This is a genomic window from Nonomuraea soli, from assembly GCF_013761175.1.
Lineage (GTDB): Bacteria > Actinomycetota > Actinomycetes > Streptosporangiales > Streptosporangiaceae > Nonomuraea > Nonomuraea soli.
Genome location: NZ_JACDUR010000001.1, coordinates 120,826 through 135,020 on the forward strand (window position 1 = coordinate 120,826; position 14,195 = coordinate 135,020).

General features: G+C 71.3%; 13 protein-coding genes. 7 read left to right on the forward strand and 6 right to left on the reverse strand.

Annotation, left to right across the window (positions count from 1 at the left end):
* Window positions 1-538 precede the first annotated feature (538 nt).
* Window positions 539-2,791 (reverse strand): 5-methyltetrahydropteroyltriglutamate--homocysteine S-methyltransferase, encoded by a 2,253-nt coding sequence (gene metE / locus HNR30_RS00595; protein ID WP_181607137.1) that lies wholly within the window; start codon window positions 2,789-2,791, stop codon window positions 539-541.
* 56 nt (window positions 2,792-2,847) lie between these two features.
* Between metE and HNR30_RS00600 the strand changes: the two genes are divergently transcribed.
* Together HNR30_RS00600 and HNR30_RS00605 are read left to right on the forward strand one after the other, a co-directional pair.
* Window positions 2,848-3,870 (forward strand): LysR family transcriptional regulator, encoded by a 1,023-nt coding sequence (locus tag HNR30_RS00600; RefSeq protein ID WP_246377236.1) that lies wholly within the window; start codon window positions 2,848-2,850, stop codon window positions 3,868-3,870.
* A 142-nt stretch (window positions 3,871-4,012) separates the two neighbouring features.
* Window positions 4,013-5,029, forward strand: a complete 1,017-nt coding sequence (locus HNR30_RS00605; RefSeq protein ID WP_312894274.1) for an MFS transporter — start codon at window positions 4,013-4,015, stop codon at window positions 5,027-5,029.
* Here the strand turns inward: HNR30_RS00605 and HNR30_RS00610 are convergent.
* A complete protein-coding gene (locus HNR30_RS00610; RefSeq protein WP_181607142.1) occupies window positions 5,001-5,687 on the reverse strand; it encodes a DNA alkylation repair protein in 687 nt (228 codons plus the stop codon). The genes HNR30_RS00605 and HNR30_RS00610 overlap by 29 nt on opposite strands.
* Window positions 5,684-6,364, reverse strand: a complete 681-nt coding sequence (locus HNR30_RS00615; protein ID WP_181607144.1) for a TetR/AcrR family transcriptional regulator — start codon at window positions 6,362-6,364, stop codon at window positions 5,684-5,686. Before HNR30_RS00615 ends, HNR30_RS00610 begins: the two co-directional genes overlap by 4 nt.
* A gap of 87 nt (window positions 6,365-6,451) precedes the next feature.
* On the opposite strand from HNR30_RS00615, the gene HNR30_RS00620 reads away from it, so the two are divergent.
* The 5 genes from HNR30_RS00620 to HNR30_RS00640 are packed head-to-tail and all read left to right on the forward strand — an operon-like array spanning window position 6,452 to window position 11,686.
* Window positions 6,452-7,603 carry an acetyl-CoA C-acetyltransferase gene (locus tag HNR30_RS00620; RefSeq protein WP_181607146.1) on the forward strand — a complete coding sequence of 384 codons (1,152 nt, stop codon included), beginning with the start codon at window positions 6,452-6,454 and terminating at the stop codon, window positions 7,601-7,603.
* Between the two features lie 32 nt (window positions 7,604-7,635).
* Window positions 7,636-8,130 carry a hypothetical protein gene (locus HNR30_RS00625; RefSeq protein WP_181607149.1) on the forward strand — a complete coding sequence of 165 codons (495 nt, stop codon included), beginning with the start codon at window positions 7,636-7,638 and terminating at the stop codon, window positions 8,128-8,130.
* A gap of 5 nt (window positions 8,131-8,135) precedes the next feature.
* Entirely contained in the window at window positions 8,136-9,476 is a 1,341-nt protein-coding gene (locus tag HNR30_RS00630; RefSeq protein WP_181607151.1) for an alkaline phosphatase D family protein, read from the forward strand.
* A 45-nt stretch (window positions 9,477-9,521) separates the two neighbouring features.
* The gene (locus HNR30_RS00635) at window positions 9,522-11,000 is read left to right on the forward strand and encodes a glycoside hydrolase family 3 protein (protein WP_181607154.1); all 1,479 of its coding nucleotides are present in this window, start codon (window positions 9,522-9,524) and stop codon (window positions 10,998-11,000) included.
* Between the two features lie 20 nt (window positions 11,001-11,020).
* The gene (locus tag HNR30_RS00640) at window positions 11,021-11,686 is read left to right on the forward strand and encodes a pentapeptide repeat-containing protein (protein ID WP_181607156.1); all 666 of its coding nucleotides are present in this window, start codon (window positions 11,021-11,023) and stop codon (window positions 11,684-11,686) included.
* A 12-nt stretch (window positions 11,687-11,698) separates the two neighbouring features.
* Here the strand turns inward: HNR30_RS00640 and HNR30_RS00645 are convergent, their stop codons facing one another.
* From HNR30_RS00645 to HNR30_RS00655, 3 genes are read right to left on the reverse strand one after another with little or no spacing between them, the layout of a single operon-like run.
* Window positions 11,699-12,724 (reverse strand): NAD(P)H-dependent flavin oxidoreductase, encoded by a 1,026-nt coding sequence (locus tag HNR30_RS00645; protein WP_181607158.1) that lies wholly within the window; start codon window positions 12,722-12,724, stop codon window positions 11,699-11,701.
* Window positions 12,721-13,440: a CoA-transferase subunit beta gene (locus HNR30_RS00650; protein ID WP_181607160.1), complete on the reverse strand. Its 720-nt coding sequence runs from the start codon at window positions 13,438-13,440 to the stop codon at window positions 12,721-12,723. Before HNR30_RS00650 ends, HNR30_RS00645 begins: the two co-directional genes overlap by 4 nt.
* Window positions 13,427-14,194: a CoA transferase subunit A gene (locus HNR30_RS00655; protein WP_181608881.1), complete on the reverse strand. Its 768-nt coding sequence runs from the start codon at window positions 14,192-14,194 to the stop codon at window positions 13,427-13,429. The genes HNR30_RS00650 and HNR30_RS00655 overlap by 14 nt, the downstream gene beginning before the upstream one ends.
* Window position 14,195: the final 1 nt, after the last annotated feature.

Consider the following 14,195-nt stretch of genomic DNA (forward strand, 5'->3'; position numbering starts at 1 on the left):
CTCGCCTCACCGGCCACCCCGATCGGCGCCCGCCGCGACAGGGCTGCCCACTGCCGGTCTGTCAGGTCATGCCGCCTCCCCGCCACTACGCTGGCCACGAGGTCTCGGGTATGTGGCTCTTCTTCGTCGTTGAACCAACTACCGGAGACTTCGTTATCTATCGAGCACCGCCACGCGTGAACCTCAAGCCCCTTTGAAAACGCGGCCTGGATCGATCTCTGGCCAATGGGGCCAACACGTGAAGAATCCTGGGCAGGACAGGCACTCCAACCCTCCAGAAGCCCTCCCCCAAGACACGCCCCACCATGGGCTGCCCGGGCGCAGCCCGGGCCGAGGCCGGGACGCCCGAGCGCGGAGCGCGAGGACCGCTGACCCGGGTGGGATCCAGGCGGGTGACCCAGGACGTGCGTCACGGGTGGGCGGGGGGTGCCGGGGGGCGGAGCCCCCCGTGCGGGGTCCGGGGCGGAGCCCCGGTGTCACAGCCCGCCGGCGAGAAGCGCGGAGCGCTTGCCCTCAAGGACCATGCCTAGGAGGCGGTTCACAAGCCCGCCCGTGCCTCCCGCGCCGCCTCCACCAGGTTCCCGAGCGCCGCCTCCACCTGCGCGTATGTCCGCGTCTTGAGCCCGCAGTCGGGGTTGACCCACACCTGTACGGCCGGCAGCGCGTCGAGGGTCGCCCGCAGGGACCCGGCGATCTCCTCGACCGACGGCACCCGGGGGGAGTGGATGTCGTACACGCCGGGCCCCAGACCTCGGCCGAAGCCCTGGACCCCGCCGAGGATGCGGGCTCCCGAGCGGGCCGATTCGATGGTGGTCACGTCGGCGTCGAGGCCGTCGATCGCGGAGAGGATCTCCTGTGCGTCCGAGTAGCACAGGTGTGTGTGGATCTGCGTGCGGTCGGACACGCCTGATGTCGCCCGCCGGTAGGCGGCGACCGACCACTCCAGGTAGGCGGGCTGGTCGGCGGCTCGGAGGGGGAGCAGTTCGCGAAGGGCGGGCTCGTCGACCTGGATGATCGAGATGCCCGCGGCCTCCAGGTCGGCGACCTCGTCGGCGATGGCGGCGGCGACCTGGTGGGTGACGGCGGCGAGGGGGAGGTCGTCGCGGTCGAACGACCAGGCCACGATGGTCACGGGCCCGGTGAGCATGCCCTTGACGGGTTTGTCCGTCAGAGACTGCGCGTACCGCGCCCACCTGACGGTGATCGGCGCCGGGCGGCTGACGTCGCCGTGGATGATCGGCGGGCGCGTGCAGCGCGAGCCGTACGACTGGACCCATCCGTGCCGGGTGACGGCGAAGCCGTCGAGGTGTTCGGCGAAGTACTGCACCATGTCGTTGCGTTCCGGTTCGCCGTGCACGAGGACGTCGAGGCCGAGGCGTTCCTGGACCCGGATGGCGTGCTCGATCTCCTGCTCGACGAGCTTGTCGTAGTCGGATTCGGCCAGCGATCCGCTGGTGACGGCGGCGCGGGCGGCGCGCAGTTGGCCGAGCTGGGGGAAGGATCCGATCGTGGTGGTGGGCAGCGGGGGCAGGTCCAGGTGGGCGGCCTGGGCGGCGGCGCGTACGGGGTAGGGGCTGCGGGCGGCGACGGGCGGCAGGGGGGCCGGGGCAGCGGTGGCCGGGGGCGGGCTGCCGGGCCGGCCGGTGGTCAGGAGCCTGGACAGTGCGGCGACCTCGGCGACCTTCTCCTCGGCGAACGCCAGCCGTTCCCACAGGCCGGGTTCGAGGGAGGTCTCGACGGCGACGGTGTACGGCACGTGCTGCAGGGAGCAGGAGGTGGAGACCACGACCTGGGCGGCCTTGACGGAGCGCAGCAGTCCGAGTGCGCGGTCGGTGTGGGTGCGCCAGATGTCGCGTCCGGAGACCACCCCGGCAACGATGATCTTGTCGGGTGCCGGGGGCGGGACGACGCCGCGCACCAGGTCCACGGCGATCGCCTCGACGGGGGTGGCGGCGAGCACGCCGAAGGCCTCGCCCAGGTCGCCGAAGTAGGAGGCGACCAGCAGCCCGGGCCGTCCGGCCTGGGCGCCGAGCCGGTCGTAGGCCGCGCGGACCGCCGCGAGCTCTCTCGGCGTGCGGTCACCGACCAGGGCGGGCTCGTCCAGCTGCACCCAGGTCACGCCTTCGGCGGCCAGTGCCGCCAGCAGTTCCTCGTAGCAGTCCAGCACCTCGTCGAGCCGCTCCAGCGCCCCGGCGAGCAGCAGGAAGGTGACCGGGCCCAAGATCACGGGACGCGTCTCGAATCCCAGCTCCAGCGCCTGCCGTACCTCGGAGATCGGCTTGGAGGCGTCGAGCTTGAAGACGGTGTCGCCTCCGATCTCCGGCACCAGGTGGTGGTAGTTGGTGTCGAACCACTTGGTCATGCGCAGCGGGGCGAGGTCGGCGGTGCCTCGTGCCATCGCGAAATAGGGGTCGTCGGCGTCCAGGTAGCGTGCCGGGGTGGCGCCGAGCAGCACGATCGTGTCGAGTACCTGGTCGTAGAGGGAGAAGGTGTTCGACGGCAGCCCGTCGAGGCCGAGGGCGTGGAGCCGCTGCCAGGTCCGCGCCCGCAGCTCGGCGCCGGTCGCCTCCAGGTCGGCGCGACCGGCGCGGCCGTCCCAGTAGGCCTCCAGGGCACGCTTGAGCTCACGGTCGGGCCCGATGCGCGGGTAGCCGAGCACGGTCGATGCGGGGAAGGTCCTCAAGGCCGACGGGTCCTGCGGTCCGGTGGGATTGCTCAAGGCCGACGGGTCCTGGTGTCCGGTGGGATTGCTCAAGGCCGACGGGTCCTGCGGTGCGGGAAAGGTTCTCATGGCGACGCATCCTGCAAGCCTTGACGGAAACCAGGCATCATTCATTCGTGCTGCTTATGCTTCGCGAGATCCGGTGTTTTGCCCGCGTGGCCGAACGGCTCAGCTTCTCGCGGGCCGCCGCCGACCTGGGACTGTCGCAGCCGGCGATGAGCCAGGCCGTCACGCGGCTGGAGAAAGCGCTGGCCGTACGGCTTTTCGAGCGTAATGCCCGCGAGGTACGGCTGACGCCGGCGGGTAAGGGGCTGCTGGAGCACGCGCGGCAGGTGCTGGACTCCGTGCACGCCCTGGAGTCGGAGGCTGCTCGGCTGGCGCGGCCGATCATTCACTTGGCTTATCCATCGCTGGCCGGGCCGCTGGCCGCCCGCATCGCCAGGCGGCTGGCGAACGCGCATCCGCCGGTGGTGGTGGAGCTGCACAACGCGGGTCGCGGCGCCGCGATCGCCGCGCTGGACTCGGGGGAGGCGTCTGTCGCGATCATGGCGATCCCGGCCCCGGCGCGCTTCGTGACCGGGGCGCGGTTCCACGTGGCGCTGGATCGTCTGGCGGTCCCGGCGGGCGACCGGCTCGCGCAACCAAGCGGCGGACGCCCGCCGAGGGTGCCTGTGGCAGGCGGGCACCCGTCCATGCCCGGCGGTCGCCCGGCGAGGACGTCCACGCCAAGCGGACGCCCGTCCGTGCCCGGCCTACGCCCGCCGAGGTCATCCCTGCCCGGCGCCGACCCGGTGGCCGAGGGGGTGCGGCCCGAGCAGCTGGCCGGGCGCGACATCCTCCTGCCGCGCAACCGCCCGCCCGGCGGGGCGTGGGCGAAGCTGGCCGAGCGCCTGCCCGGCCGCCACCGCGCGATCGCCGAGGACCTCGACGACTTCACCGGCGCCCTCGACCTGGTCGCCGCGGGTGCCGGCCTGTTGCCGATCCCTCAGCTGGTCGCCCGCACCCTGCGCCGCGACGACGTGCACTACGTCCCGCTGGAGGCGGGCGAGCTGCGCCTGACCTACGGCGTCGCCTGGTTGCGCGACCAGGTGACGCCCGACCTCCTGGCGCTCGTTAAGGCCGTGCAGGATTCGTTGTGGACGAGGTAGTCTCGCGAACATGAGACGCCGACATTGATCCATAACGCGCCTGAGGCGCAGGCTGTACGCCTACGCCTTCACCGAGGACTTCATCCTCATCTATCCGGTCTACGCGCTGCTGTTCGCCGATCACGGGCTGAACGCCGCCGAGATCTCCTCCCTGCTGGCCATCTGGTCGATCACGTCGTTCGTCCTGGAGATCCCTTCCGGCGTCTGGGCCGACGTGGTCTCGCGGCGCAAGCTCATGGCCTGCTCGCCGCTGCTGATGACGGCCTGCTACGCCCTGTGGACCTTCGCCCCCGGCTATCCCGCGTTCGCCGCAGGTTTCGTGTGCTGGGGCGCGGCGAGTGCGCTGCGTTCCGGAGCGTGGGAGGCGCTGGTCTACCAGGAACTCGCCCACCTGAAGGCGGAACGCGACTACGCCAGGGTGATCGGCCGGGCCGAGGTGGCGAGCACGATGGCCGTCATGCTGGCCTCCGCGCTGGCCGCCCCGGCGCTCACCGCCGGCGGCTACCCCCTGCTGGGGATCCTGAGCCTGCTCATGCCGCTGGTCACGGCGGGCATCGGCTGGTCGCTTCCGGAGAGCCGCAGGGTCGACGACGACGGCGAGGAGGAGCCCTCGGTCCGTCGCGTCATCACGGCCGGGCTGCGTCAGGTACGGCACAGCCGCAAGGTCAGGCAGGCGCTGATCCTGCTGGTGCTCGTCTACGGGCTCACGGGCATCGACGAGTATCTGGCGCTGCTGGCCGACGAGTCGGGCGCGAGCCCCGCGGACGTGGCGCTGCTGATCGGCGTGGTCACGGCCGGTGAGGCGGTCGGCGGCTGGCTGGCCGGGCGCGGCCTGCGATGGGAGCGCCCGCTGCTGGTGCTGGCGGGCCTGCTGCTCGCGCTGGGCGCGATCCTGCAGCACGCGGTCGGGTTCGTGCCGATCGCGGCGGCCTTCGCGATCTTCCGGTGGGCGGTCACGGCGGCTGACGCGAGGCTGCAGGAACGGATCGAGGACACCGCGCGGGCCACGGTGACCTCGTTGTCGGGCTTCGGTACGGAGGTGGTGGTGCTGGCGATCTACGCCGGATACGGCCTGGGCTCGCACTGGCTGTCGTCGTGGCAGCTGTTCGTGGTGGCCGCCGTGCCGTACGTCATCCTGGGACTTGCGCGACGTTCTTGAGGGCCTCGCGCCTGCTCAGGCCGCTGATTCCCTTGGCCGTGACGTAGCGCACGACCTCGCGGGCGTTGACCTTGGCGTACTCTCGCAGCGCCCAGCCGATCGCCTTGCGGGCGAAGAAGTCGTTGTCGGACAGGCTCGGCTCGATGCAGGCGTACAGGAGCGCGGTGTCGGTCTGCTCCTTGAAGCGGTTCTGCGACAGGATGGCGGTGCGGCGCTTCCACAGGTTCTTGTCGTGCGCCCATTCGAGCATGGTCGCGCGCATCGAGTCGGGGTAGCGCTCCAGCAGGTGGCCCATGCGATGGGTGGCCAGCTCGTCGACCAGGTCCCACCACGCGCCGGTGACGATCATCTCTTCGTACATCGGCACGGTGTAGAGCGTCTGGAAGTCGCGGTAGAGGCGGAAGCCCGCGAGCTCGATCGCGGCGTAGCGTTCCTCGCGGAACTCCGCCTCGCGCCACAGGGCGAGCACCGCGCGCCGCCACTCGGGCGCCCCGCCGAGCCGGTTGGCCAGGAAGACGGCCTTCAGCGCGAGCTTGCGCGGACCCGACTGCACCCCGAGGAAGGGCATGTCGGACTTCATGTAGGCCTGCATCGCCGGGGCCTTGTCGGCGTCGGCGATCTGGCGAAGCGCCTGGCGGGCCGCGTCGACGACGCTCATGAGCCCTGCTGGGAGGTCCGCTCGCCCGTGGCCAGGCCGTCGAAGAGCATCGTGATGTAGTGCTCGGCCAGGCCCGTGGTGTTGAGGCGCCCGCCCGGGCGGAACCAGCGCACCGCCACCCAGATGGTGTCGCGGATCATGCGGTAGGTGAGCTTGGGGTCGACGTCGGGGCGGAACTCGCCGGCCGCCTGGCCCGCCTTGATCTGCTCCAGCCACATGCGCTCCACCTCCTCCTCGGCCTTCATGAGGTAGGCGAAGCGGTCGCCGGGCAGCGACAGGAGGTAGTTCCAGTCGTTCTGCATGACGGTGATCGCGGCGCGGTGGGGCTCGAGGGTGCTGAAGCCGATGCGCACCATCTCGGAGAGCACCTCGCGTGGGGTGCCTCCGACCTCCAGCGCGGCGCGGTAGCGTGCCACCAGGTCGTCGAGGAAGGTGGAGAGCACCTCGTCGACGATCGTCTCCTTGGAGTCGAAGTGGTGGTAGAGGCTGCCGGACAGGATGCCTGCCTCGTCGGCGATCTGGCGGACGGTGGTGGCCTGGAAGCCCTTGCGGGCGAACAGCTCCGCGGCGAGCTTGACGAGATGGTCGCGGCGCTCTGAGGCGGATCCGCCCGACGGCCGCGGACGACGGGAAGCCGCTGGGGTCACTGCGGGACCGGCGTTCTTTCTGGTGGGCACCTCCCCATTATGGGCCCTCGGACAATCGCTTGTTCACCGACTCGCGCAGGTCATGCGCGTCAACCAAGCGCTTGTTACGCTTGGGACATGAGAGAGGCCTACATCGTCGATGCCGTCCGTACCCCCGTCGGCCGCCGTGGCGGCGGGCTGTCGGCCATCCATCCCGCCGACCTCGGCGCCCACGTGCTCAGCGCGCTGATGGAACGCACCGGCGTCAACCCCGCGGCCGTCGAGGACGTGGTCTTCGGCTGCGTCGACACCGTCGGCCCGCAGGCGGGCGACATCGCCCGCACCTGCTGGCTGGCGGCCGGACTGCCCGAGCACGTGCCGGGGGTGACGGTCGACCGGCAGTGCGGCTCCTCGCAGCAGGCCGTGCACTTCGCGGCGCAGGCCGTGCTGTCGGGCACCGCCGATCTGGTGGTCGCCGGGGGAGTGCAGAGCATGAGCACGGTGCCCATCTCCTACGCCATGCTGGCCGGCCGCGAGCTCGGCTTCGACAACCCGTTCGCCGGATCCAAGGGCTGGGCCCAGAGGTACGGCACGCGCGAGGTCTCGCAGTTCGCCGGCGCGGAGCAGATCGCCGCGAAGTGGGAGATATCCCGACAGGACATGGAGGAGTACTCCTTCGAGTCCCACCAGCGGGCGTTACGCGCGATCGACGAGGGCCGCTTCGCCGGAGAGATCGCCCCCATCGAGGGAGTCACCACCGACGAGGGGCCGCGCCGCGACACCTCGCTGGAGAAGATGGCCTCGCTCAGGCCCCTCGTCGAAGGCGGCAGGCTCACCGCCGCCCTGTCGTCGCAGCTCTCCGACGCCGCCGCGGCCCTGCTCGTCGCCTCGCCGCGTGCCGTACAGGAACACGGGCTGACCCCGCGTGCCCGCATCCACCACCTGTCGGCGCGGGCCGACGACCCGATCATGATGCTCTCCGCGCCCATCCCGGCGACCGCCCACGCGCTGGCCAGGACCGGGCTGGACATCTCCGACATCGCGGTGGTGGAGATCAACGAGGCCTTCGCCTCCGTCGTGCTGGCCTGGCTCAAGGAGACGGGCGCCGACCCCGCGCGGGTCAACCCCAACGGCGGCGCGATCGCACTGGGCCACCCGCTGGGCGCGACCGGCGCGCGGCTGATGACCTCGCTGCTGTGCGAGCTGGAGCGCACGGGCGGAAGGTACGGCCTGCAGACGATGTGCGAGGGCGGCGGCCAGGCCAACGTCACCGTCATCGAACGCCTGTGAACCAAATCGCACCCTGACGACTCTTAGTCTCTGTGAAGAAACTCCTGGTGGCGGCGCTTGCCGCGGGAACCACTCTGACCCTGATGGCGCCTGCCTCCGCGCAGGCCGCGACGACGACCTTCGGCCCGTACGGCTACGGCAAGGTCAAGCTCGGCATGAGCCTCAAGCAGGCCAAGGCCACGAAGAGGATCGTGCTCAAGATGAAGGGCGAGGGCGGCGGCTGCTCGGGCTGGGACCTCAAGGCCCATCCGACGGGCAAGGACAGCGTCGGCCTGTACATCTCGCGCAACGTGGGCGTGGCGGGCATCTTCGCCTGGAAGGGCGTCAAGACGCCGGAGGGCATCGGGCTCGGCTCCACGAAGGCCCAGCTGAAGAAGGCCTATCCCAAGCTCAAGACCGCCGCCTCCGGCTTCCCGATGGTGTCAGTCCCCGGCAATCCCAAGGCCTACTACCTGTTCCTGCTGAACTCCAAGGGGAAGGTGCGGGAGATGGGCCTGGCACTCGACACACAGGACTGCTTTAACTAGGGCACATGGCCAACCCTTTCACCCTGGGCGTGGCGTCGGGCGAACCACTGCCCGACGGCGTGGTCATCTGGACCAGGCTGGCGCCCGCCCCGCTGACCCTCGACCCCGCCAGGCCCGGCGGCCTACCCAGCCGGGCGGTCGAGGTGCGGTGGCAGGTCGCCGAGGACGAACGCTTCACCCGGATCGTGCGTGAGGGGGTCACGCAGGCCCAGCCCCGCTGGGCCTTCAGCGTGCACGTGCGGGTCGACGGGCTTCGTCCCGGCGCCGACTACTTCTACCGTTTCCGCAGCGGCTCCGACCACAGCCCGGTGGGCAGGACCCGCACCGCTCCCGACGCGGCCTCCGCCGTGCCGGTGCGTTTCGCGGTGGCCAACTGCCAGCGTTACGAGCACGGCTTCTACACCGCCTACCGGCATCTGGCCGCCGAGCGGCCCGATGTGATCTTCTTCGTGGGCGACTACGTCTACGAGTCGCCGCAGGCCGCCAATCCGGTGCGCACGCTGCCGAACACCTCCGAGGCCGACACGCTGGCCGAGTACCGGCTGCGCTACACCCGCTACAAGCTCGACAAGGATCTGCAGGCCGCGCATGCCGCCGCGCCGTGGGTGGCCACCTGGGACGACCACGAGGTGGCCGACAACTACACGGGCGCGCCGTCGTTCTTCCGCCGCCGCGCCCGCGCCTACCAGGCCTACTACGAGCACCTGCCGATCCGGGTGAAGCCCGACGCCCACCTGCTGCAGATGTTCCGCCGCCGCGTCTACGGCCGGAACGCCGAGTTCATCGTGCTGGACTCGCGCCAGTTCCGGGTGCCGGGCGACATGCTGGGCGCGGCCCAGGAGAAGTGGCTGCTCGAACGGCTGCGCACCAGTACGGCGCGCTGGAAGGTCCTGGTGGAGCCGCTCTTCTTCGCCCGCCGCTTCGTGCCGGGCAACCCGCCCAACCTCCGCCTGGACGCCTGGGACGGCTTCCAGGAGCAGCGCCGCCGCATCTTCGACGCCAAGGCCGGCGGCCTGATCGTGCTCAGCGGCGACGTGCACAACCACTGGGCGAGCGACCTGCGCGCCGACTTCCTGGATCCGCAGTCGCCGATCGTCGGCGCCGAGTTCGTGACCAGCTCGATCTCCAGCCGCCCGCCCTCCACGGACGCTCCGGCGGTGCTGGCGGCCAACCCGCACATCAGGTTCTTCGACGGCCGCCGGGGCTACGTGTCCGGTACGGCCGGGGCCTCTGACTTCAGGGTTTCGTACCGGGTCGTGGATTCTGTCGAGAAGGCAGGGGCCAATGTCCGGATTGTCGCCGAGTTCGTCACGGAAGGTGAGGGAATCAAGCGTTCTGACGTTTGAAAATGCCTCTAGCAAATAGGAAACTTTCCTATTAGATTTCGGGTCATGCCCACGCGCGACCGCGGCCTGAAAAGGCTTGCCGACTCCGTCCTGCTGCCCGGATTCCAGGGCACCTCCCCGCCCGACTGGCTGCGCCGACGACTGGGCGACGGACTGGCCGGAGTCGTGCTGTTCACCCGCAACATCGCAGGCTTCGCCCAGGTCGCCGAGCTGACCGCCGCCCTGCGGGCTGAGAACCCCGCCGTGCTGGTCGGCGTGGACGAGGAGTCGGGCGAGGTCACCCGCCTGGAGGTGGCCACCGGCAGCAGCCGCCCCGGCCCCTACGCGCTCGGCGTGGTCGACGACGTCGTGCTCACCGAGGAGGTCGCCTGTGGCCTGGGCGCCGACCTGGCCGGCGTCGGGGTGAACGTCGACTTCGCGCCCTCGGCCGACGTCAACTCCAACCCCGACAACCCCGTGATCGGCCTGCGGGCCTTCGGCGCCGACCCCGGACTGGTCGCCCGGCACGCCGCCGCCTTCATCCGCGGCCTGCAGTCGGCCGGGGTCGCCGCCTGCGCCAAGCACTTCCCCGGCCACGGCGACACCTCCGTCGACTCCCACTACAGCGTGCCCGTCGTCGGCGACGACTTCGAGGGCGCCCTGCTGCCCTTCCGCGCCGCCATCGAGGCCGGGGTCAAGACGGTCATGACGGGCCACCTGCTCGTACCTCAGGTCGACGCCGAGATGCCCGCGACGCTGAGCCACCAGGTGCTGACCAGGCTGCTGCGCGAGGAACTCGGCTTCGAGGGCGTGATCATCACCGACGGCATCGAGATGGCCGCCGTCTCCAGCGTCTACGGCCTGGGCGGCGCCTCCGCCATGGCCATCGCCGCCGGCGCGGACGCCATCTGCGTGGGCGGGGAGAACTCCGACGAGCTCAGCGCCATCGTCATCCGCAATGCCATCGTCGACGCGGTCGTCGAGGGCAGGCTCCCCGAGGAGAGGCTGCACGACGCCGCCCGCCGCACCTCCGCGCTGGGCGCCTGGGCGGCCGGTGGCGTGCGTTCGGCCGGCTCGCCCCGCGCCGAGGAGATCGGCCTGCACGCCGCCCGCCGCGCCGTCAAGGTGACCCGCAGGTCCGCCGCGCCCGTCCTGCCGATCACCTCGGCCCCGCACGTGATCGAGCTGTCGCCGGAGATGAACCTCGCCATCGACAAGAAGACCCCGTGGGGAGTCGGCGAGCCGCTGTCCAAGCTGATGCCCGGCACCGTCGTCACCCGCCTGCAGGGCGCCGACGGCCCGGCGCTGGAGAACCTGCTCTCCTCCACCAACGGCAGGCCCATGGTGATAGTCGCCCGCGACGCCCACCGCTACCCGTGGCAGCTCCAGGCGATCGAGCACCTGCTGTGCGCCCGCCCCGAGTCGGTCGTGGTCGAGATGGGCCTGCCCGAGCGCAGCGACCTCGGCGCCGTCCACATCGCCACGTACGGCTCGGCCCGGGTGTGCGGCCAGGCCGCGGCGGAAGTCATCACCGGACTGTCGTAGGGACCCTCTAGCATCCACGGGTGGAATTCGTAGACCAGGACCTGTCCGGCTCCTCCCTCACCGACCTGCCCGACGAGCCCCATCTCTTCCGCGGCTGCGACCTGTCGCGCGCGGAATTCTGGGGCGCGTCCCTGGCGGGCTCGCAGTTCCTCGGCTGCGTCCTGGAGCAGACCGACTTCCGCCGCGCCGACCTCGACAGCGCCGTCTTCGAGGGCGGCGGCGGCCTGCGCCCGCGCTTCGGCGACGCCGACCTGCTCGACGCCCGCTTCACCGACGTCGACCTGTCGTCGGCCGAGTTCGGCGGCGCCCTGCTGACCGACGCCGCCTTCACGGGCTGTCGCATGATCGGCGCCAAGCTCACCGGCTCGCGCGGCCCCGGCTTCGCCGTCGAGCGCAGCAACCTGACGATGGCCAACCTCGGCGGCTGCTCCTTCCGCGGCGCGCGGCTGTCGGGCGTGCGCTTCGACGACGGCGACCTGTCGGGCTGCGACTTCACCGACGCGGTGCTGGCCGACTGCCGGCTCATCGGCGCACGGATGATCAACGCCGTCTTCGAGCGAGCCGACCTGCGCGGAGCCGACCTCGGGCATCCCGACGACACCACGCTGCGGGTCTTCTCCGGCGCGGTGATCAGCCCGGCCCAGGCGGCGGCGCTCCTCGCCGACCGGGGGATCAAGGTGATCTGAAGCCCCAGGCCGCTAGCGCGGCAGCCGCGCCAGCGCCCGTTCGGCCTCGGCCATGACGCGCTCGATCAGCTCCGCGCACGACGGCAGGTCGTCGATCACACCGACGACCTGCCCGCTCGCCATCACCCCGAGGTCGGCGCGCCCGTCGACCATGGCCGCCTTCAGCAGCATCGGCGTGTTGCCCGCCTGCAGCACCTGCGCCCAGGTCAGGTCGCGGCCGTGCTTCATGCGCCGCCCCTCCCGCACGAGCGCCGCGATCGACAACCCGGAGACCGCCCTGAACCTCAGCCCGTTGCGTACGGCACGCAGCAACCTGGTCCGCTGCAGCGAATCGACGAACGGCGTGCGCAGCACCCGGTGCGGCACCCCGTCGACGTGGGTGGTGACCACCGTCTCCGAGGCGCCCAGGTAGGCCTTCTTGACCTCGTCGGGCACCGGGGAGTCGCTGGTGAGCAGGAAGCGGGTGCCCATGGCGATCCCGGCCGCGCCGTACGCCAGGGCGGCCACGAGCCCGCGCCCGTCGAAGAAGCCGCCCGCGGCGATGACGGGGATGTCGACCGCGTCGACCACCTGGGGCAGCAGCAGCGTGGTGGCGACCGGCCCGGTGTGGCCCCCGCCCTCGCCGCCCTGCACGATCACGGCGTCGGCGCCCCAGGCGGCGACCTTCTCGGCGTGGCGGCGCGCGCCGACGCTGGGGATCGTGACGACTCCCGCGTCCTTGAGCCGTTTGATCAGTTCCTGGCGCGGCGCCAGGGCGAAGGAGGCGACCCGCACCCCTTCGCGGATCATCACCTCGACACGCTCGGCCGCGTCGTCGGCGTCGGAGCGGATGTTGACGCCGAAGGGCGCGTCGGTGCGTTCCCTGACCTCGCGGATGGCGGTGGTCATCTGCTCGACCGACATGGTGGCGGCGGCGATGACGCCCAGGCCGCCGGCACGCGAGGTGGCCGCGGCGAGCCGGGCGCCGGCCACGTAGCCCATCCCTGTCTGGACGATCGGGTGGCGGCAGCCGACCAGGTCGGTCAGCGCGGTCCTCACGCGGCGACCTCCTTACCGCGCTGCCCGCCGGGATCCAGGCTCCGGAGCACCTCCAGCTCCTGAGCCGTGGGCAGGCGGGTCTGCGGCACGTCGCCCGGCACGGCCAGCGGGAAGCCGGTCGCCCTGACGACGTCGTCGACGCTCACGCCCGGGTGCACCGAGGCGAGCCGCATCGAGCCGTCGGGGGTGTCGAAGTCGAGGACGGCGAGGTCGGTGACGACGCGGCGCAGGTCGTACGCGCCCCGGTCGGTGCCCAGGCCGCTGATCATGTCGACCCGCTCGACGAAGACGCGGGGGGAGTGGCGGGGGATCCAGTAGCTGGTGGGGTTGCAGAGCGTGTTGCCCGGCGCGCCGCGCACGCCCAGGAGCTGCGCCTTGGGCCGGGTCCAGTCGCCGATGCAGGAGATGTTGGTGTTGCCGTGCCTGTCGATCTGCGAGGCGCTGAGCATGACGTGGCGCCTGCCGTGCAGCACCAGCCACAGGTGGTCGCGGAAGGGCAGCCAGCCTTCGACGGTCCTCGGTGCCGCCCCGAGTTCTGGCACGTCGCCGGTGAGCAGGCAGGTGCCGTCGGAGGTGAGCAGGTCGGGCTCGAAGGTGAGGCGGGCCAGGCGGGCTGCCAGCACGGTGATGGCGCCGCCGATCCCCGCGGCCAGCACCTCGCCGTCGCCGCGGAAGGCCTCGGCGCAGGCGATCACGCACACGTCAGCGCGGCTCATCGATGAACTCCTGCCAGGGGGTGGTGGTGTAGCGCTTCTGCCAGTCCTCGTCGCGCGGGTAGTCGGGCTCGCAGCTGGTGAACCACGCGCCGCCCGGCGCCTCCACGACGCCGGAGACCATGGCACGGCTGACCAGCAGCGACTGCAGCGGACCCTCTTTCAGCAGGTCGTCGACGACGCGCTCGCAGGAGACGAAGGTCTGCCGCGCCGCCTTGGCGTAGAGGTCGTCGAAGTAGGGGTCGGGGCCGAGGTACTGCCCGTTGCCGCGGGCGTCGGCCCGGTTGAGGTGGATCAGCGCCACGTCCATGGTCAGCGCGGGCACGGCGACCAGTTCCTCGTCGGAGTAGGGCGAGCTCACGGTGCGCAGCTCCGGGTTGACCCGCATCACGTCGGAGCCGAGCCCGGCCCTGGTCGGCAGGAACGGCAGCCGGTGCGCCGCCGCCAGCAGCCCGAACATGAACATGCCCTCGTCGTATTCGGTGAAGGCGATCGAGCCCTCCTGCCTGGCCTTCCTGAAGTGCGGTTCGAGGGGGATGGAGTCGAGCGTGACGAAGGGGGCGACCACCCGGCGCACCTTGCCCGCCGCGCACAGCAGGCCGACGTCGGCCCCGCCGTACGAGACGATCGTCAGGTCGGTGAGATCGGAGCGCAGGATGCCCTCGATCAGCGCCATGGGCTTGCGGCGCGATCCCCAGCCGCCCACGCCGATCGTCATCCCGCTCTCCAGCCGCGCGACGACGTCGCCGACCGTCATG